General features: G+C 71.6%; 17 protein-coding genes. 12 read left to right on the top strand and 5 right to left on the bottom strand.

The genetic code is table 11. The features are described 5' to 3' along the window. Window positions 1–128 precede the first annotated feature (128 nt). The 7 genes from mtrA to secA all read left to right on the top strand — a co-directional run bounded on the left by mtrA (window position 129) and on the right by secA (window position 10,747). The gene (gene mtrA / locus JOF44_RS05470) at window positions 129–824 is read left to right on the top strand and encodes an MtrAB system response regulator MtrA (protein WP_083713335.1); all 696 of its coding nucleotides are present in this window, start codon (window positions 129–131) and stop codon (window positions 822–824) included. A 16-nt stretch (window positions 825–840) separates the two neighbouring features. Beyond that, entirely contained in the window at window positions 841–2,631 is a 1,791-nt protein-coding gene (gene mtrB / locus JOF44_RS05465; RefSeq protein WP_209888328.1) for an MtrAB system histidine kinase MtrB, read from the top strand. Continuing rightward, the gene (locus JOF44_RS05460; protein ID WP_209888325.1) at window positions 2,628–4,331 is read left to right on the top strand and encodes an LpqB family beta-propeller domain-containing protein; all 1,704 of its coding nucleotides are present in this window, start codon (window positions 2,628–2,630) and stop codon (window positions 4,329–4,331) included. The genes mtrB and JOF44_RS05460 overlap by 4 nt, the downstream gene beginning before the upstream one ends. Window positions 4,332–4,518: 187 nt before the next feature. Then, complete coding sequence (locus JOF44_RS05455; RefSeq protein WP_342591673.1) at window positions 4,519–5,340, top strand: ComF family protein; 822 nt, start codon at window positions 4,519–4,521, stop codon at window positions 5,338–5,340. 153 nt (window positions 5,341–5,493) lie between these two features. After that, window positions 5,494–6,162 (top strand): ribosome hibernation-promoting factor, HPF/YfiA family, encoded by a 669-nt coding sequence (hpf, locus tag JOF44_RS05450; protein ID WP_209888322.1) that lies wholly within the window; start codon window positions 5,494–5,496, stop codon window positions 6,160–6,162. Between the two features lie 121 nt (window positions 6,163–6,283). Continuing rightward, window positions 6,284–7,612, top strand: coding sequence for a winged helix-turn-helix domain-containing protein (locus JOF44_RS05445; RefSeq protein WP_209888319.1), 1,329 nt, complete (start codon window positions 6,284–6,286; stop codon window positions 7,610–7,612). 99 nt (window positions 7,613–7,711) lie between these two features. Next, window positions 7,712–10,747: a preprotein translocase subunit SecA gene (gene secA, locus JOF44_RS05440; RefSeq protein WP_209888317.1), complete on the top strand. Its 3,036-nt coding sequence runs from the start codon at window positions 7,712–7,714 to the stop codon at window positions 10,745–10,747. 1 nt (window position 10,748) lies between these two features. Here secA and JOF44_RS05435 read toward each other — a convergent pair whose 3' ends face one another. Beyond that, window positions 10,749–11,150 (bottom strand): Rv3235 family protein, encoded by a 402-nt coding sequence (locus JOF44_RS05435; protein ID WP_209888314.1) that lies wholly within the window; start codon window positions 11,148–11,150, stop codon window positions 10,749–10,751. Continuing rightward, a complete protein-coding gene (locus tag JOF44_RS05430; RefSeq protein ID WP_209888311.1) occupies window positions 11,150–12,067 on the bottom strand; it encodes a LysM peptidoglycan-binding domain-containing protein in 918 nt (305 codons plus the stop codon). The genes JOF44_RS05435 and JOF44_RS05430 overlap by 1 nt, the downstream gene beginning before the upstream one ends. A gap of 294 nt (window positions 12,068–12,361) precedes the next feature. Here JOF44_RS05430 and JOF44_RS05425 point away from each other — a divergent pair, with 294 nt between their 5' ends. Further along, on the top strand, window positions 12,362–12,907 hold the full coding sequence (locus tag JOF44_RS05425; RefSeq protein ID WP_209888308.1) for a hypothetical protein: 546 nt from the start codon (window positions 12,362–12,364) through the stop codon (window positions 12,905–12,907). Here the strand turns inward: JOF44_RS05425 and JOF44_RS05420 are convergent. After that, on the bottom strand, window positions 12,904–13,143 hold the full coding sequence (locus JOF44_RS05420; RefSeq protein ID WP_209888305.1) for a helix-turn-helix transcriptional regulator: 240 nt from the start codon (window positions 13,141–13,143) through the stop codon (window positions 12,904–12,906). The two genes, JOF44_RS05425 and JOF44_RS05420, sit on opposite strands and share 4 nt — an antisense overlap. A 217-nt stretch (window positions 13,144–13,360) precedes the next feature. On the opposite strand from JOF44_RS05420, the gene JOF44_RS05415 reads away from it, so the two are divergent. From JOF44_RS05415 to JOF44_RS05405, 3 genes are read left to right on the top strand one after another with little or no spacing between them, the layout of a single operon-like run. After that, window positions 13,361–14,002: an SAF domain-containing protein gene (locus JOF44_RS05415; RefSeq protein WP_209888302.1), complete on the top strand. Its 642-nt coding sequence runs from the start codon at window positions 13,361–13,363 to the stop codon at window positions 14,000–14,002. After that, on the top strand, window positions 13,999–15,243 hold the full coding sequence (locus tag JOF44_RS05410; protein WP_209888298.1) for a CpaE/TadZ family protein: 1,245 nt from the start codon (window positions 13,999–14,001) through the stop codon (window positions 15,241–15,243). Before JOF44_RS05415 ends, JOF44_RS05410 begins: the two co-directional genes overlap by 4 nt. Window positions 15,244–15,286: 43 nt before the next feature. Continuing rightward, on the top strand, window positions 15,287–15,733 hold the full coding sequence (locus JOF44_RS05405; RefSeq protein ID WP_209888295.1) for a DUF6912 family protein: 447 nt from the start codon (window positions 15,287–15,289) through the stop codon (window positions 15,731–15,733). A gap of 109 nt (window positions 15,734–15,842) precedes the next feature. Here the strand turns inward: JOF44_RS05405 and JOF44_RS05400 are convergent, their stop codons facing one another. Next, window positions 15,843–16,349: a DUF2505 domain-containing protein gene (locus JOF44_RS05400; protein WP_209888292.1), complete on the bottom strand. Its 507-nt coding sequence runs from the start codon at window positions 16,347–16,349 to the stop codon at window positions 15,843–15,845. Window positions 16,350–16,446: 97 nt separating this feature from the next. Here JOF44_RS05400 and JOF44_RS05395 point away from each other — a divergent pair, with 97 nt between their 5' ends. Beyond that, the gene (locus JOF44_RS05395) at window positions 16,447–17,937 is read left to right on the top strand and encodes a sensor histidine kinase (protein WP_209888289.1); all 1,491 of its coding nucleotides are present in this window, start codon (window positions 16,447–16,449) and stop codon (window positions 17,935–17,937) included. A 107-nt stretch (window positions 17,938–18,044) separates the two neighbouring features. Here JOF44_RS05395 and JOF44_RS05390 read toward each other — a convergent pair whose 3' ends face one another. Then, window positions 18,045–18,293 carry a WhiB family transcriptional regulator gene (locus JOF44_RS05390; RefSeq protein WP_010549779.1) on the bottom strand — a complete coding sequence of 83 codons (249 nt, stop codon included), beginning with the start codon at window positions 18,291–18,293 and terminating at the stop codon, window positions 18,045–18,047. Window positions 18,294–18,522: the final 229 nt, after the last annotated feature.

Below are 18,522 nucleotides of genomic sequence, written 5' to 3'. Positions count from 1 at the left end.
CGATGTCCTCAGGGACAACCTACGGACCCGGGAGCCGCGGACCGATCCGACGAACGTCGAAGACCGCGGATCTTCCGGACACCCCTGCACCGGTCGGATGCGGGGCCCCGGCCTCTCGCGATGGCACAATGACCTCCATGACGACGCCTTCACGGATCCTCGTGGTTGATGACGACCAGGCGATCGCCGAGATGGTCGGCATCGTTCTGCGCGGCAAGGGCTACGAGGTCGCGACCTCCCCCGACGGTGCCTCAGCGCTGGAGACCTTCCCGCGCCTGCGGCCCGACCTGGTCCTGCTCGACCTCATGCTCCCCGGGATGGACGGCATCGAGGTGTGCCGCCGGCTGCGCCGCGAGTCGGGGGTCCCGATCCTCATGCTCACCGCCCGCACCGACACCGCCGATGTGGTCGAAGGGCTCGAGGCCGGCGCCGACGACTACCTGACCAAGCCCTTCGAGCCCGAGGAGCTGGTGGCGAGGATCAAGGCGCGGGTGCGGCGGGTCGATCCGCCCACGACCGAGCAGCTGGCCATCGGCGACCTGATGATCGACGTCGACGGGCACGAGGTGCGCCGCGGGGACGAGCTGATCTCCCTGACCCCGCTCGAGTTCGACCTGCTCACCCAGCTGGCCCGCAAACCCTGGCAGGTCTTCACCCGCGACGTGCTGCTGCGCGACGTCTGGGGCTACCGCCACAGCGCGGACACCCGCCTGGTCAACGTGCACGTCCAGCGGCTGCGCTCGAAGATCGAGCACGATCCGGAGAATCCCGGGATCGTCGTGACGGTCCGCGGCGTCGGGTATCGCGCCGGAGGCGCATCCTGAGCACGTCGGACCGCCCGTGAGCACCGCCGAGCGCGGCGCGGCGCCGGAGACCCGCGCCGCGCTGGGCATCCAGGCCGTCGACCCGCGCGGCTGGCCGCTCGCCCTGCGCGTGGTGCTGGTGACGACGCTGCTGTCGATCGTCTCGATGCTGGCCGTGGGGGCCTATCTCTCCTCCGTCATCGCCGACGGTCTGTATGAGCAGCGGCGCGACCGGGTGCTCGAGGAGACCGTCGAAGTCCGGCGCGAGCTGACCGATTCGCTGACCCAGCTCTCCGGTGCCACCAGCACCCAGCAGCAGGACGCGGTCAACGCCTTCGTCCAGTCCGCCGGCGGCCGCGGGGGCGGGGACCGGCGGGAGGTCGCCCTGGTCCCGGTCGAGACCTCCGGGGTGGTGTTCCCCGTCGCCTCCTCCGACCGCACCCTGTTCGAGGAGGTCGACGACGAGATCACCAGTGCGGTCTCCGAGAATCCCGAGGCCGTCTCCTGGCGCTCCATCGGCCGCCAGGACTCCGAGGGACGGACGGTGCCCGCCCTGCTGATCGGCACCCGCGTCATGGTGCCGGGCGTCGGCTCCTACGACCTCTATCTCGTCTACTCCCTGCAGGAGGAGCAGGACACCCTGGCGTTCGTCCAGCGCGTGATCCTCGGCGGCGGCGGCGTGCTCCTGGCCCTGATCGTGGGCATCGCGATCGTGGTCGCCCGCTTGGTGACCACGCCGCTGAAACGCGCCGCCCAGGCCGCGGAGCGCATCGCCGGCGGCGACCTCGACAGCCGCGTCGAGGTGGCCGGGGCGGACGAGCTGGCCCGGGTGGGGGAATCCTTCAACGACATGGCACGCAGCCTCGCCCAGAAGGTCGACGACCTCACCGAGCTCTCCCGGCTCCAGCAGCGCTTCGTCTCCGATGTCTCCCATGAGCTGCGCACCCCGCTGACCACCATCCGTATGGCGTCCTCCGTGCTCGACGGGCGGCGCCCCCAGCTGCCCGATGATCTGCAGCGCACCGTCGAGCTGCTCGTGGCGCAGGTGGAGCGGTTCGAAGTGCTGCTCGGCGACCTGCTGGAGATCTCCCGCTTCGACGCCGGGGCCGCCGAGCTGGAGGCACGCCGGGAGGACCTGGACGCGCTCGTGGTGCGCGCCGTCGACGATGTGCGTCCGCTCGCCGGCGCCCGGGGCTGCCTGCTGGACGTCCACCTCGCCGGCCACGGGATGGACGCCGTGGTCGACGCCCGCCGTGTCGACCGGATCCTGCGGAACCTGCTGACCAATGCGATCGAGCACGGCGCCGGCGGCCCGGTCCTGGTCCAGACCGCCGCGAACGACGATGCGATCGCGGTCCTCGTCCAGGACCATGGCCACGGCATCTCTCCGGAGGCCGCCGAGCACGTCTTCGACCGCTTCTGGCGTGCCGATCCCTCCCGCGCCCGCACCCTGGGCGGCACCGGGCTGGGACTGTCGATCTCGGTCGAGGACGCCCGACTGCACACCGGGTGGCTGCAGGCCTGGGGCCAGGAGGGCCGCGGCGCCGTGTTCCGCCTGACCCTGCCGCGTCGACCAGGGGGCACGTTCGTCCGCTCGCCCCTGCGGCTGGAACGCAGCTTCGACCGGGATCTGGACGCGGCAGGCACCTACTCGGTGACCAGCACCGGGGAGATCCCGATCGGTCCCGGGCTGCTGCCGGATCTCCCGGACCTGGCCGACCCCGCTCGATCCGCTGCGAGCCCCGAGGTGAGCCCGTGGACGAGCCCGGATCCGAGCTCTGCTGCGAGCCCCGACCAGGAACCGCCGACCCTCGGAGGAGACCGATGACCCCCGCTCGCCGATCCGTCCTGCGCGCGGCCGGAGCCGTCGCGGTGCTCGGTCTCGGCTCCGCCTGCGCCCGCATCCCGACCTCGTCCCCGGTCTCCAGCCGCCCGCTGGCCGGGCGCGCTCAGCCGGGCGCTCCCTATGTCCAGGCGCTGCCTCCGCCGGAGGACGCCACGGCGCAGGCCGTCGTGGTCGGCTTCGTCCAGGCGGGCGTGGGCTCCGCGGAGAACTTCGCCGTCGCCCGCTCCTATCTCACGGCCGAGAAGCGACCGGACTGGGACCCACGGGCGGGGATCACGATCTACTCCAGCAGCCAGGAGCTGGAGGTCCGGGAGATCAGCGACACCGAGATGGTGCTGGTGCTCCAGGTGCTCGCTCTCGTGGACGGGGCCGGCACCCGCAGCCTGCTGGCCGGACCGGTCAACGAGGAGGTCGAGGTGGCGATGGAACTGGTCGACGATCAGTGGCGGATCAGCGAGGTGGCGGACGGGATCTTCCTGTCCGAGGCGGCCTTCGAGACCCTGTATGCCCCGGCCCGGCTGTACTTCCTCGACGCCCGCGGCATCCATCTGGTCCCCGACCACCGCTGGTTCTCCCTGCAGCGCGGTGCCGCGGCGGTGCTCGAGGCCCTCACGGCCGGTCCCGCCGCCTTCCTCGAGGGCGCCGTGCACAGCGAGGTGCCCGATACCCCGGAGGTCACCGACGCCGAGGTCGCCACCGGCGTGGACGGCACGCCGGAGATCACTGTGCCCACCGCGATCGTCGCTCTGCCCGCCCCCTCCCGTGCCGCGGCCCTCGCCCAGCTCGAGTCCTCGCTGCGCTCGGTGCGCACCCTGTCCGGGGTCCGCCTGGTCCGCGACGGCGAGGAGTACACCGCGGACGCGGAGTCCGGGGTCGACCGGGCGCTGCCGGGGCACCGTCCGATCGCCGCCGGCCCCACCGGCGTCATCTCCCTGGCGGACCCCAGCACCGACGCGCCCGCGAAGCAGCAGGTGCCCGCGCTCGCGGAGCGGGAGCTGACCTCGCCGGTGATCGCCCAGGACGGCGTCCTGGCCGCAGCTCTCGCCGAGGACGCCTCGGTGGTGCTGGTGGCCTCGACCGACGACTCGGTGCCGCTGCGCGAGGCGGCGACCGGCGGCGTGTTCGTCCCGCCCCGGATCGACGACGCGGGATACGTGTGGACCTCCGCGCAGCACAGCGGCGGAGTGCTGCTGGCCCTGGCCGGCAGCGGACCGCAGGACGATGCGAAGGTCGATGCCGCCTGGCTCGAGGGCCGAGAGGTGCTGACCCTGGACCTGGCGGCGGACGCCACCCGGATGGTGGTGCTCTCCGCGGACGCCGGCGGTTCCCGGCTCGACCTGTGCGCGGTGGTCCGGGATGAGGACGGGGTGCCGCTCTCCCTGACCGAGCCGGTGCAGGTGCGCACCTTCCTCGCCGACGTCACCCAGGCCAGCTGGTACGACGAGGTCGCCGTGATCGTGCTGGGCTCCGATCCCGGCACCGAGGAGCTGCGGGCCCAGGTCGTCGACTTCGCCACCGGTCGCGAGCCGCTGCCCGCCCTGCGGGCAGACGTGAACCGCATCGCCGGAACCGTCGTCGGGGAATCGATCTGGGCCGGGACCTCCGACGGGACGCTGCTGCGCAGCGACAGCAGCGGATGGACCACGGTCGACCTCGACGCCCACGACCCCTGGTTCTACTGACCACGAGGACCCTCGGTGCGCGCCGAGGACGGCGGCCGCCGGGCGGGCGCATCCCGGAGTGCTCGTGGCGTCCACCCGGATGGCTGCACCCGCCCGGGTGCGTGCCGTCCGTCCTCCCCATCCCGGGTCCGTCCACACCCGACGGCCCACCCGAGCGCGGCGAGCGGCGGGACGATGGAATCGTCTGGTGGACACGACGCACACGACGCACACGACGCCCGGGACACGGATGGGCCTGCTGCCCCTGGCGCGGGAGATCGCCGCGCAGACCTGCTCCCTGGTCGCGCCACGACGCTGCCCCTGCGGGCGCGAGGGAGCCTGGCTGTGCCCGCAGTGCACGCAGATGCTCACCGCCCGCCCGGTGCGCGTCGAGACCTGCTGCGACGCGCTGCAGGAGCTGACCGCCGCCCGGATCCGCCCGGAGCTGCGCGAGGGCATCGCGCTCCCGGCCGGGGTGGACCACACCCCGGTGCTGCCGGTGCTCGCCCTCGGCGAGTACACCGGACCCCTGCAGCACCTGGTGCTCGCCTGGAAGAACGGCGGCATGCTGCACCTCGGTTCCCGCCTCGCCCCTGCTCTCGCCCCGGCGGTGACGACGCTCGCCGTCGCGGGCGGGGTGCGCCGCCCGCATCTGGTCCCGGTGCCGTCCCGCCGCAGTGCCCGGCTGCGTCGCGGGGAGGACCACACGACCGAGCTGGCCCATGCGATCGGGCGCACCGGCGCCGCGCGCGCACTGCCGCTGCGTGCGGTCCCGACCACCGCCCAGGAGGGTCGGGGAGCGCGGCAGCGCCGCACCCGGCGCATCCGTCTGTCCGGCGGCGCCGTCCGTCGAGCCGGGGCCGAGAACGCGAAAGTGGTGATCCTCGATGATGTCGTCACCACCGGCGCGACCCTGAGAGGAATGCACGAGGCGCTCACACGGGCCGGGATGCAGGTCCTCGGGGCGGTCGTCGTCGCCTCGGCACGCGTTCGAATCGCGGGGACACCCGCGAATCCGGACCTGTCATGACGGAGGACCAGGAATCGTTGAGCAAAACGTGGCATGCTGGTGCGACTCGTCACATCGGACGAGCCCCCTCTCATCAGGAGGTGCCAGCCCCAGCCGATGAGCCACTGCGGCCGGGCTCAGAGCGGCCGCATCCGGATAGGAGGAGAACACCTCATGGAGATCAATGTCGTCGGACGCCACATGGACGTCCCGGACCGATTCCGTCGCCACCTCACCGACAAGCTCGACAAGGTCACCCAGTTCGCGCCCGCCGCTCTGCGCGTGGACGTGGAGGTCTCTCAGGAGAAGAACCCCAGGCAGGCCGAGCTCAGCGATCGCGTCGAGCTGACCGTGCACGACAACGGTTCCGTGATCCGCTCGGAGGCCAGGGCCGATGACCTCTACGGCGCCCTGGACATCGCCTACGGCAAGCTGCTGGAGCGCCTCCGTCGCGCTCGCGATCGGCGCAAGGACCATCGTCGCGGCCGCGACCGCTCCCATCAGGGGCCCGGAGCGAGTGTGCGCACGATGCCTGCCGACCAGGACCTGCCCGCAGCGCTCCAGGAGACCCCGTCGGAGCCCGCTGCCTCGTCCCAGGAGTCCGAGACCCCGACATCGTCCGAGACGGACCTCGCCGAGGCCGGCAGCCCGGTCGTGATACGCCAGAAGAAGCATCGGGCCACCCCGATGGGCATCGACGACGCCCTCTACCAGATGGAGCTCGTCGGCCACGACTTCTTCCTCTTCGTCGACGCGGAGACCGGCAACCCCAAGGTCGTCTACCGGCGCAAGGGCTGGAACTACGGCGTCATCGAGCTCGACGCGGCGCTCCAGTCGTCCTGATCCCCACCGACATCGCTCGGGCGGGAGGTGCGCGAGGGCGCCCTCCCGCCCGACGTCGCTGGGCCGGCCGATCCCGCGCAGCGGCATCGAGCGCCCGGCCCACCCCGAGGAGAGTGCCCCGGTGACCGACACCCTCAGCTGGACCCGGGCCCGACGCATCGCCCTGCGCGCGCAGGGGATGGGCCGTGCCCGTCGCACCGAGATCCCGGCCCCTGCCGCCAGCCGTCGGGCGCTGCGCCGCACCCTCGAGCACACCCACCTGCTCCAGATCGACTCGGTCAGCGTCTTCGCGCGCGCTCATCACTTGCCGGTGTTCACCCGGACCGGCAGCTGGGATCCGGCGGTGCTGGACCGACTCTCGCGCCCGGGCCCCGGCCGCCTGGTGCGTGAAGCGCTCGCGCACGAGGCCACCTTCGCCACCCACGAGGTCCATGGTCTGCTGGACTTCCGCCGCCGCGCCGCGGCTCACCGGGACTGGGGCGCGATCCGTGAGGCCGGCGCCTCCAGCCCGCACCTGCTGGAGAAGATCCTCGCTGCGCTCGAGGAGATCGGCCCCGCCAGCGCGGCCACCGTCTCCCGCCACCTCGGAGACACCGAGCGGGGAGGCGGCTGGGGATGGCGCCGCACCGACAGCCAGTGGGCGGTGGAGTACCTCTTCCGCTCCGGCACCCTCGACTGCGTGGGTCGCAGCGCCCAGTTCGAACGGCTCTACGTCGCCGCCGAGGACGCCCCGAGAACGCTCCGGGCGCCCGCTCCACCCGGCGCGGACGACCTCGCCCCGGCGGCCGAGGCGGAGGACCCCGAGCGGGCCGAGTCGATCCGGGCGCTGATGGCCCTGGCCGCCCGATCCCTGGGCATCGCCGAGACCGCCTCGCTGGCCGACTACTTCCGGGTGCCGGTCCGCGAGGCCCGAGCGGCCATGGAGGCTCTCGAGGCCACCGGCGAGGTGCGGCGGGTCCGGGTCGAGCACCCCGCCGGAGCGCGCGAGATGCTGCTGCACCGGGACGCCCCGGCGCCGACTCCGCTGCGCATCTCCGCCCTGGTCAGCCCCTTCGACCCGCTCGTCTTCCACCGTCCGCGCCTGTCGCATCTCTTCGACGTCGAGTACCGCATCGGCATCTACACCCCTGAGGCGCGCCGCACCACCGGCTACTACTCACTGCTGTTCCTGCACGGGGACGTCATCCCGGCCCTCGTCGACCTCAAGGCCGATCGGGCCCGGGGCGTGCTCGAGGTGCGCGGCACCTTCCGCGAGGACCTCCCGCATCTGCCGGCCCGGCAGCGACCTGCCGACGAAGCCGTGGTCGAAGCGCTCGGCGCCGAGCTGGGGCGGGCCGCGAGATGGCAGGGGCTGGATCGGGTCCGGGTGCGCACCGGGGCCGGGACCGGCGCCCTGGCCGAGCCGCTGGCCGCAGTCCTGGAGGCCGGGGATCGAGGCGCCGCTTCGTGACGATCCGCGCACGTCGTCTCCTCTGCGTGACGTGACGCTTACGATGGGTCAGGCATCAGCCGTCCGCGAGGACGCATCCACAGAACTACGGGAGCACGAGTGGTCAACCTCTTCGACAAGATCCTGCGCGCCGGCGAAGGCCGTGAAGTGCGCCGGCTCGAGGTCATCGCCCGGAAGGTGGGGGAGGCCGAGGACGTCTTCACCGAGCTCAGCGACGAGGAGCTGCGGGAGGAGTCGGTCCATTTCTCCGAGCGCCTGGAGGACGGCGAGACCCTCGACGACATCATGGTCGAGGCGTTCGCCGCGGTCCGTGAGGCGGCGCACCGCACGCTCGGCCAGCGCCCCTACGACGTCCAGATCATGGGTGGTGCGGCCCTGCACCGCGGTCGCATCGCCGAGATGAAGACCGGCGAGGGCAAGACCCTCGTCGCCACGCTGCCGGCATATCTCAACGCCCTGTCCGGCAAGGGCGTCCACATCATCACCGTCAACGACTACCTCGCCGGCTACCAGAGCGACCTGATGGGCCGCGTCTTCCGCGCCCTCGGACTGACCACCGGCGTCATCAAGTCCGGCATGTCGCCGGCCGAGCGTCGTGAGCAGTACGGCGCCGACATCACCTACGGCACCAACAACGAGTTCGGCTTCGACTACCTGCGCGACAACATGAGCCTGGACCCGAGCGAGAGGGTCCAGCGCGGGCACAGCTTCGCGATCGTCGACGAGGTCGACTCCATCCTCATCGACGAGGCCCGCACCCCGCTGATCATCTCCGGTCCGGGCTCGGGAGACGCCAACAAGTGGTTCAGCGAGTTCGCCAAGGTCGTGAAGCTCCTGCGCCGGGACCGCGATTACGAGGTCGACGAGAAGAAGCGCACCGTGGGAGTCCTCGAGTCCGGCATCGACAAGGTCGAGGACCACCTGGGCATCGACAACCTCTACGAGTCCCTGAACACCCCGCTGATCGGCTTCCTCAACAATGCCATCAAGGCCAAGGAGCTGTTCAAGGACGACAAGGACTACGTGGTCCTCAACGGCGAGGTCATGATCGTCGACGAGCACACCGGCCGCATCCTGGCCGGTCGCCGCTACAACGAGGGCATGCACCAGGCGATCGAGGCCAAGGAGGGGGTGAAGATCAAGGCGGAGAACCAGACCCTCGCCACGATCACCCTCCAGAACTACTTCAAGCTCTACGACAAGCTCTCGGGCATGACCGGCACGGCAGAGACCGAGGCCGCCGAGTTCATGAACACCTATTCGCTCGGCGTGGTTCCGATTCCGACCCACAAGGCGATGATCCGTGCCGACGAGGCCGACCGCATCTACCGCACCGAGAAGGCGAAGTTCGACGCCGTCGTCGAGGACATCGTCGAGCGGCACGAGAAGGGTCAGCCGGTGCTCGTGGGTACCACCAGCGTCGAGAAGTCCGAGTACCTCGCCAAGCTGCTGACCGCCCAGGGCGTCGATCACGAGGTGCTCAACGCCAAGAACCACGCCAGTGAGGCCGCGATCATCGCGATGGCGGGGGCCAAGAGCTCTGTCACCGTCGCCACCAACATGGCCGGCCGCGGCACCGACATCATGCTCGGCGGCAACGTCGAGTTCATGGCGCACGCGGCCCTCGAGGCCCGGGGCCTGGATGCCGAGGAGGACCCGGAGGGCTACGAGGCCGCCTGGGACGAGGAGCTCGAGAAGGCCAAGCAGGCCGTCTCCGAGCAGCACGACGAGGTCGTCGAGCTCGGTGGTCTGTACGTGCTGGGCACCGAGCGCCATGAGTCCCGCCGCATCGACAACCAGCTGCGCGGCCGGTCGGGCCGTCAGGGCGACCCCGGCGAGTCCCGCTTCTACCTCTCGCTGCAGGACGACCTCATGCGTCTGTTCAACTCCGGCGCCGCGGAGTCGCTGCTGGCACGCGGAGGCGTGGACGAGTCGATCCCGCTGACCGGCCGCATGGTCTCCGGCGCGATCGAGCGCGCCCAGAACTCGATCGAGTCCCGCAACGCCGAGATCCGCAAGAACGTCCTGAAGTACGACGACGTCCTGACCAAGCAGCGCAAGAAGCTGTACCAGGAGCGCGCCCAGATCCTCGAGGGCGAGGACCTCGACTCCCACGTCGGGCGGTTCATCGACGAGGTGATCGGCGGGACGGTCGACGAGCACACCAAGGGCAGGACGCCCGAGGACGTCGACCTCGAGGAGCTGTGGGGTGCTCTGCGGCCCGCCTATCCCGTCTCGATCACGGCCGATGAGCTCATCGAGGAGGTCGGCGGCAAGGAGAACCTCGGTGCCGATGTGCTGCGCGAGGAGATCCTGGCCGATGCGCGCGTGGCCTACGCGGCACGTCAGGACGAACTCGGGGAGGAGGGGCTGCACCAGCTGCAGCGCCGCGTGCTGCTGTCGGTCATGGACCGTCGCTGGCGCGAGCACCTCTACGAGATGGACTATCTCAAGGAGGGCATCGGTCTGCGGGCGATGGCCCAGCGCGACCCGCTCATCGAGTACGAGCGCGAGGGCCACCTGATGTTCAACGACATGATCGCGGGCATCAAGGAGGACGTCGTCGGGTACATCTTCAACCTCGAGGTGCAGGTCGAGAAGACTGAGCCGGTGGTGCCCCAGGCCGTCAGCGACCTGCTGCGCAGCTCCACGGCGATGGGCAAGGCCGCCGCCGCGGCCGCGGCCGCCCAGAAGGCCACCGCCGACGAGGAGGAGACGGCACGGGACGAGGAGACCTCGAAGGAGGACTCCTCGGACGAGGTGGCCTCCGACGCCACGGATGCGGAGGACGGTGCGGAGACCGACGTCTCCGGCGACGCCGAGGCCGGCGAGGAATCTGCCGAGGAGTCCGCCCCGCGCTCCGGCTCCGAGGCGCTGGCGGGCGAGCAGAAGGTCGTGCTCACCGCGCGTGGGCTCGATGACGGAACTACCTCGCGCGAGCTGCGGTACTCCTCCGCGGAGGGCAACGGCGTCCAGGACGAGTCGACCCTCTCGCGGGCACAGCGCCGCCGCCGAGCCCGCCAGGGAGCGTCCGCCGCACCGACGGCCTCCGAGACCCCGCAGGACAAGCCGGAAGGCGCCCCGACGAGTTCGAACCGGGCCGCCCGGCGGGCCCGCAGCCGACGTCGAGGTTGAGTCAGCCGATCTCCAGGACGGTCACCCGCCAGCCGGAGTGACGCAGCTCCCAGCGCATCGCCAGGAAGCGGGCGCGATCGGGTTCGCGCAGCACACAGCTCGCCTCGACGGTGTGCTCGTTGACGATGCAGGTGCGCACGCCGCTGACCAGCAGACGCTGCGGCGGTGCGTAGCCGGTCGACGCCCGCAGCCGCCGGGTCAGCGCCGCGCGCCGGGACAGCAAGGTGCCGACCTCGGGCGTGACGATCCGCGACAGCGCGTTCTCCGGTCGCATGTCACGCACGATCTCCACGGCACGGCGCGCCACCGGGGCGACCATCCGCTCGACCACGCGGGGGTCGTGCAGGGACAGGTTCTCGGGGGCGTCGCTGGTCGGGGCGGGCCGCTGGCCGGTGGTGGTCATCACTGCTCCTGAGGGGAAAGGGATGCGGGCACGATCAGCTCCTGCCCGGGTTCGAGGTGGTCGGGATCCTGTCCGATGACCCGGTGGTTGGCCTCATGGAGCGTCGGCCAGGCCGACGCGATCTCGGACGGGTCGTCCGGGGCAGGACCGAGCAGGTCGTCGGTGATGCTCCAGAGGGTGTCCCCGGGCTGCACCACGACGGTGCGCGGGGGCGTCGAGGGCGCTGCGCCCGTGTCGGCGGGCGCCGGGAGATCCGTCGGTTCGGTGTCCGGGCCACCTGCCTCGTCTGCGGCGTCGACGCCCGAGGGCGCAGTGTCGCCCGGTGAGTGCCTGCCGCCCCATCCCAGCGGAGGCAGCTGCCGGGAACCACCGTCCTCGTCGCCGCTCGAGGAGGGAGCCTCGGCCTCGGGCTCGGGGTCGATATCGGGGTTCGACGGCGCCGCGTCCGAGGGCGCTGAGGGGACGAGCTGCGAGGACACCGAGGTCGGCCGCGGGGTCTGTCCGTCGTCGGCATCGGCCCCTGCGTCGGCGGCGGTGGCCGGGACGAGCACGAGCCCGGTGGCGGTGGTGGCCACGGCGGCACCGAGCACCACGCGTCGCGCCATCCGAGGCGCGAGCACCCGCAGGGCGAGGAGCACGGCGACGCCGACGCGGCTCGCGGGCCCGGCGAAGAGAGCCACGGTGGCCAGCGACCAGATCAGGGTGAGATACCCGCAGAGCACCAGGCCGAGGCCGGCGATCGTCATCAGCACCGCGGCGATCAGGGCGTTCTCGCCCACGCCCTGGGTGGCCGTCTGCCGCAGGGCGGTCAGCGCGCTCGACATCGCCAGCGCCCCGCCGGCTGCGAGCATCGCGCTCAGTGCCGCGGACGCCGGGCGGGTTGCCGGCGTCGCCGCGGTCTCGTCGTCGGACCCCATGAACTCCCCTGTCGTCGCTGACTCCGCTCGTTCCCGGTCACATCATGCTGTTTGATGAAGTTTGATACAGAACGAACCGATGTAGAGCAAACTAGTGCGGGACATTCCGCGGCGCAAGTGTGCAGGACACGGGTGTGGACGAGGAGGGTCGGGGGAGGAGGGACGTCGGGCCGCGCTGCGCGAGGCGGGGCGCGGCGATGGGCGGCGGGATGCGGCGAGGGGCGGAGCAGGTGGTCGTCGCACGCCGCGGTGGATCGGGCATCCGGGGACGATCCGGCCGCCTAGAGTGACGCCATGCGATTCGAGCGGATCTTCGAGGACCTGGAAGGGCGTTTCGCCCACCACGAGCGCGAGGAGATGCGCGCCGTCTCCGAGGATCTGGCCCGGGCCGAGCGCGCACAGCTGTCCCTGGGGGACCGCTTGCGGGGAGCGGGCGGCAGGACTCTCACGCTCCACCTCGGGTCGGTGCTGCGGCTCGAGGGGGTCGTGGAGGACGTCGGGGAGGGATGGGTCGCCCTGCACGAGGAGGGCGGCGGTCGCCGCACCGTCGTCCCGCTGACCGCGATCGCCCTCCTCGAGGGGCTTCCGGTCCGTGCGCGGCCGGCCGAGGAGTCCCTGCGTTCACCGCTGGGCCTGGGTTCTGTGCTGCGGACGATCGCGCGTGATCGCGGCGTGGTGCGCCTGGAGACGACGGCCGGGGGTGTCATGGGGCGACTCGCGACGGTCGGGGCCGATGCCGTGGACGTGCGTTCCCTGCCCACGGGGGAGAGCGGCACCGTCCCGGGGTCCGCCCGGATCACCGTGGCGATGGATGCTCTGCTGGCGGTGCGTCCCCGCTAGCGCTTCCCGTCGGCCTTCTGGCGCTCGAGGGCACGTTCATGCTCGAGGATCCGGGCCGTCGCCGCATAGCTGCGCTCGATGTAGGACTCGATCTCGGAGACCTCGACCCGCCACTGGCCGCGTCCTCCGACCTTGATGGCTCGCAGCTCACCGGACCGGACCAGTGCATACGCCTGTGACGCCGAGATCGACAGCATCTCGGCGACATCGGACAACGGCACGAAGCGAGGCGTCATCGACAATCCTTTCCGGGCGGAACCATCCGTCTGCGTCGGGAACAGTCTCCCATCCTCGCGACTCCGCCTGAAGGAACGTTGTGGACAACGCCTGCCCGGGCCGGATCGGCCCGGTTGTCCACAATCGTGCAGACCGCCCTCGCGGGGCGCCCACCGTCCCGTAGCCTCCCGGAGAGGACTCGGCCACGGGGGCCGGGCACGAGGGCGGGAGGATGACGTGGCGGGGACTGCACCGGTGATGAGGCTGCGTCGGCCACGATGGAAGGATCCCCGGCTGATCGTCGGCATCATCCTGGTGGTGGCCAGCGTGCTGATGGGCGCCCTGCTGGTCTCCCGCCTGGCCGCCACCGTGCCCGTGCTGGTCGTGCGCAGCCCTGTCGTCCCGGGTGACGTGATCGATCCCGACGACCTGGCGACGGTCCAGATGCGTCTGGGTGAGCAGGAGGACCTCTACGTCGGCACGGTCGAGGCCATCCCGGAGGGAGCAGTCGCCACCAGCGCGATCCAGGCCGGCGAACTGCTGCCGCTGTCCGCCGTCGGCCAGGCCTCGGACGTTCCGCTGCGACCGATCGTCATCCCTGTGGACACGACCGTCGCCGAGTCCGTGGCGCCGGGGGCGAAGGTCGAGCTCTGGCACACGGGTCCCGCCCCGGAGGACGGCGGCACGGGGCAGGCCGAGCTGCTGGTCTCCGAGGGCATCGTCCGGCACATCGACGAGGGGAGCTCGCTGGGGATGCGTTCCATGTCCGTCGAGGTGCTGGTGCCCCGTGACGACCTGGCCGCCGTCCTGCAGGTGCTCGCCCAGGAGGAGCGGCTCGATGTGATCGGCGTGCCCGGAGCGTACGGGGTCACCCCGTGATCGACATCGTCCTGTGCGCCTCCGGCAGCGATGAGGTGCGCATCGTCCATGATCTCGCGCAGGACCGCAGTCGCAGGGCCCGGGTGGTGCGTCGTTGCGCGGATCTCGCCGAGACCCTGGCGGTGAGCGCGGCAGGCATCGGAGATGTCGTCCTGATCGACGTCTCCGTCCGGGGGCTCGGCCGGGAGCCGCTCGCCACGATGATGCGCGAGGTCGCGGTGGTGGGGCTGCGCTCCGAGGACGCCCCGGAGCAGACCACCCTGGGGCTGCGGCGCGTCCTGCCCGCCGGCTCATCGATCGAGGAGATCCTCACGGCGATCTCCGCCGCCGTCACCTCTGACGTCGAGGACGCCACGGCCTGGGTGCAGGAGCCCACCGACGCAGCCCCCGAGCCGCGCGGACGGCTGGTCGCGGTCTGGGGGCCGACCGGTGCCCCCGGCCGATCGACGATCGCGATGAACCTTGCCGCCGAAGCGGCGCTGGCCGGACGGGAGACGGTCCTGGTGGACGCCGACACCTACGGTCCCTCGCAGAGCCAGATGCTGGGAGTGCTCGACGAGACCCCGGGCTTGGTCGCCGCGTGCCGCGCCCACGATCGCGACACCCTCGACGAGGACGCGCTGGAATCGCTGCTCCCGCTCGCCCAGCCGCGTCTGCACCTGCTCAGCGGGATCGGCGTCCCGGCGCGCTGGGCGGAGGTGCGGCGCACCTCGATGGACGGGGTCTGGCAGGCGCTCTCGCGCCGGGGCGGGCTCACCGTCGCCGATGTCGGGGCCGTGCTCGAGGAGGATGAGGAGCTCAGCTACGACACGGCCGCGCCCCAGCGCAATGCGGCGACGATCAGCGCGCTCGAGAACGCCGACGCGGTCCTGGCCGTGGTCGGTGCGGATCCGGTGAGCATCACTCGTCTCCTGCGCGACCACTCCCGGCTCGAGGACCTCGGCGTGCACGAGCTGCACGTGGTGGTCAACCGGGTGGGATCTCCGGTCCCCGCGGACAGGGTGCGCGAGCTCGTCGGCTCCCGCCTGCCGGCGTCCTCCCTCCACGTGCTGCCGGACGATCCCGTCGCCTGCCGGACCGCGGCCTGGGACGGTGCTCTGCTGGCGGAGTCCGCGCCGCGCTCGCCGCTGCGCAAAGGGCTGCGGGAGCTCTCCCGATCCCCGGTGCTGCTCGGGCCGGGGGAGTCCGCCCCGGGCACGGCGGAAGCCTCGGCCCCCGGGGACGCTGCGCGGTCCGGGTGAGCCGTGCATTCCTGGTGGCGGAGCGGGTGAGAAGATGGCGACCATGAGGATCTATCTGCCGCTGGCCACCGAGGATCGCGTCGCCCTGGAGTCCTCCGCTGCGCGGCTGGAACTGGCAGCGCGGCGGGCGGCCTGGGGCGTGCACGCCGAGGCGCTCCGTGACCGTCCCGGCCAGGACGTGGAGGATCTGGAATACGACGCGCTGCAGGATGCCGTGCACATCGCCTACCGGATCGGCGCTGCCGATCAGCGAGCCCTCGTCATCGCCGCCGACGTCCCGGATGCCGCTGTCGAGGTCGCCGGGGAGGACGGTGGTGCTTTCGGAGTCGTCACCGTCGCACCGACGCAGGCGCGGATCGCCAGTTTCCACGTGACCGAGCTCGACGCCGCAGCGGCCGATGCCGATGACACCGACCCCGCACTGCTGTGGTTCGACGCCTCCGAGGGCGGCGCCGCTCTGGCCTTCCTCGACGACGCGGCAGAGGCCTGATCGCCGCGGGCGGCATGATCGCACCGGGCGTGGCCGTACCAGGCTCCGGCGCAGGAGGCTCTGCTGCAGGACGCCTCGTCCCGGGTCGGGTCGTGAACCCGCCCTCGGGTCAGTCGTCGGCGCGGTCCGCGTAGGCCGCGGCGGACTTCTCTTCGGCGCGCAGCACCGTGGAGACGTAGGGCACCGCAGCCTTCTCGAGTCGGGGGCCCAGCAGCGGAACCTTGGCCACCAGGTCACCGTCGATGTCGACGCTGCTGGTCATCTCCCCGGTGGGGGCGAGCCGTACGGTTCCCGTCAGCCCGGCCGGGGTCCCGACCACTTCGAGATCCATCGTGCCCCTGCGGCTGCCATCGGGCTCGGGAGCGGACCACGTCTGCGTCTCCCGGATCGTGACGGAGGAGCCGACGAATCGACGCGCGATGTCGGGGACCTTGTCCGTCGGCATCACGAGTTCGGTCCGCACCGTGAAAGAGCCGACGGGGTCGCCGTCGACCTGGGAGGACGCGCTGGTCGCCTTCAGGGTCTCGCGACGGATCGCCGTGTACTCCTGATCGGCGTACATCGTCGCGGCGGTGCGCGCCGACAGCGGCAGGGTCAACGTCTCGCGGAGCTTCATCCTCGTCCTTCCCGGGGGATCGGTCGGTCTCAGCCTACGGCAGGAGCGACGGCGGTCAGGTCGCGTCCACCCCGGGGGATCGCACTATCCTGGGCGCATGCCGAGCCTGTCCAAGTTCCTCGCCGACGCCCGCGCCCTGACCGAGAAGGAGGCCGATTGGCTCCAGCACCTCGTCGGGGACTGGAACCTCGTCTCCGATCTGCTCCGATCGGATCTGGTGCTGTGGATCCAGAGCGCGGACGGTCCGCAGGCCGTGGCCCACTGCCGACCCGCGACCGGCTCCACCGTCTACTACGAGGATCCGGTCGGGAACCTGCTCGAGGCCGATACGGACTCCGAGATCCCCGCCCTGCTCGAGGGGGCGGAGCCCTTCGGCGAGCCCACCCCGATCGAGCGCGAGGGCCGGGAGGCCACCGGCCTGCTGGTGCCGGTCCGCAAGAACGGCAGCACGCTGGCGGTGCTGGCGGCGGAGAGCCCGATCAGCGACGGGATCCGCTCGACGAACGAGATCCGACAGCATCAGCTCGGCGTGCGCGTGCTGCGCATGCTGCAGGCAGGGGCCTTCCCGATCGAGGGCGCGCCCATCCCGCCCCGCCGCGGCGCCCCCCGGGTCGGAGACGGCGTCGTCGAGCTCGACGGCGGCGGGGTCGTCCAGTGGGCCTCGCCCAACGCGCTGTCCGCCTTCCATCGCTTCGGCGTCGAGGGCGACATGGAGGGCATCACCCTGGCCGAGCTGTCCACCGAGGTGCTGCAGACGCGCAGCCCGGTGGACGAGTCCCTGCCCCTGGTGCTCATGGGGCGCGCCGCCTGGCGCTCCGACATGCAGGCCCGCGGGGGAACGCTGTCTCTGCGCGCCGTGCCGCTGACCGAGAAGGAGCAGCGCACCGGCGCGATCATCCTGGTGCGCGACGTGACGGAGCTGCGCCGCCGGGAACGGGAGCTGATCACCAAGGATGCGACCATCCGCGAGGTCCACCACCGGGTCAAGAACAATCTCCAGACGGTCGCGGCACTGCTGAGGATGCAGTCGCGACGGATGAAGTCCGACGAGGCGCGTGATGCGCTCAGCGAGGCCATGCGCCGGGTCTCGACGATCGCCCTGGTGCACGAGTCCCTGCTGCAGGGCTCGGAGGAGGCCGTCCACTTCGACGACGTGATCGATCGCTGCCTGCGCCTGGCGGTGGACGCCGCCAGCGCCACCGTGCACCGGGCCGGAGCGCCCCGGCTCACCGAGTCCCAGGTGGAGGTGCGCACCGAGAAGTTCGGCCGGGTGGGGTCGATCCGGGCAGAGGAAGCGACCCCGCTCGCCCTGGTGGTCACGGAGCTGGCCACGAACGCCGTGGAGCACGGGCTCTCGGAGACCGGTGGCACCCTGAGCGTCCGCAGCGAGCGGAAGGGTTCGCATCTGGTCATCAACATCGAGGACGACGGCGAGGGGATGGGAGCGGCCAAGCCGACCGGTCTGGGCACGAATATCGCGCTCACGCTGGTGCAGGGTCAGCTGGGCGGGACCCTGACCTGGCAGGACTCTCCCGACGGGGGGACGCGGGCGGTGGTCGACGTGCACCTGGACCCGCTCACGCTCTGATCAGGTCCGCCCGGGGCGGAGAGGTCGCGAAGGCGCTCAGCGCCTGCACGCACTCCGCCCCGGGCGGATGTCCCGCGACCCGGCGTTCCGGGACGCAGGACGAGGGTTCAGCTGGCGCGGCGGGCGCGCGCGTTGCGCCGCTTCAGGGAGCGACGCTCGTCCTCGGAAAGACCTCCCCAGACGCCAGAATCCTGACCGGACTCGAGGGCGAACTTGAGGCATGCAGTCATGACGTCGCACTTCTGGCACACCGCCTTCGCCTCCTGGATCTGCGTGATCGCCGGTCCGGTGTTCCCGATCGGGAAGAACAGCTCGGGATCATGGTTGAGGCACTCGGCACGGTGGCGCCAGTCCATCGTCACTCTCTCTTTCCAGAACGCCACGCCCCACCCCGTGGGGCGTGACGCGGCGAGGGTCGCTCCGGGTGGGGCGTTCTCGGGTCTCCGGCTCGTCGATGCGGATCCGGCGGCGGCGACAGCTGTCGCGGATCTCGACGTCAAAGCGAGCCGACCTCCATTCTCTGGGCAGGTCGCGGCCTCGACAAGGGCCTGCGTGGCCGAGCTGGGTGGCACTTCCCACAAGGTC

Source organism: Brachybacterium fresconis (genome assembly GCF_017876515.1).
GTDB lineage: Bacteria > Actinomycetota > Actinomycetes > Actinomycetales > Dermabacteraceae > Brachybacterium > Brachybacterium fresconis.
Note: the sequence above shows the minus strand (reverse complement) of the source record. Positions and strands in the feature narration are given on the sequence as shown.

Excerpts from the sequence above, each read along its gene's own strand:
- mtrA (WP_083713335.1), top strand. The coding sequence starts at position 129 with ATGACCTCCATGACGACGCCTTCACGGATCCTCGTGGTTGATGACGAC.
- JOF44_RS05460 (WP_209888325.1), top strand. The coding sequence starts at position 2,628 with ATGACCCCCGCTCGCCGATCCGTCCTGCGCGCGGCCGGAGCCGTCGCG.
- hpf (WP_209888322.1), top strand. The coding sequence starts at position 5,494 with ATGGAGATCAATGTCGTCGGACGCCACATGGACGTCCCGGACCGATTC.
- JOF44_RS05435 (WP_209888314.1), bottom strand. The coding sequence starts at position 11,150 with ATGACCACCACCGGCCAGCGGCCCGCCCCGACCAGCGACGCCCCCGAG.
- JOF44_RS05430 (WP_209888311.1), bottom strand. The coding sequence starts at position 12,067 with ATGGGGTCCGACGACGAGACCGCGGCGACGCCGGCAACCCGCCCGGCG.
- JOF44_RS05425 (WP_209888308.1), top strand. The coding sequence starts at position 12,362 with ATGCGATTCGAGCGGATCTTCGAGGACCTGGAAGGGCGTTTCGCCCAC.
- JOF44_RS05420 (WP_209888305.1), bottom strand. The coding sequence starts at position 13,143 with ATGACGCCTCGCTTCGTGCCGTTGTCCGATGTCGCCGAGATGCTGTCG.
- JOF44_RS05405 (WP_209888295.1), top strand. The coding sequence starts at position 15,287 with ATGAGGATCTATCTGCCGCTGGCCACCGAGGATCGCGTCGCCCTGGAG.
- JOF44_RS05400 (WP_209888292.1), bottom strand. The coding sequence starts at position 16,349 with ATGAAGCTCCGCGAGACGTTGACCCTGCCGCTGTCGGCGCGCACCGCC.
- JOF44_RS05395 (WP_209888289.1), top strand. The coding sequence starts at position 16,447 with ATGCCGAGCCTGTCCAAGTTCCTCGCCGACGCCCGCGCCCTGACCGAG.
- JOF44_RS05390 (WP_010549779.1), bottom strand. The coding sequence starts at position 18,293 with ATGGACTGGCGCCACCGTGCCGAGTGCCTCAACCATGATCCCGAGCTG.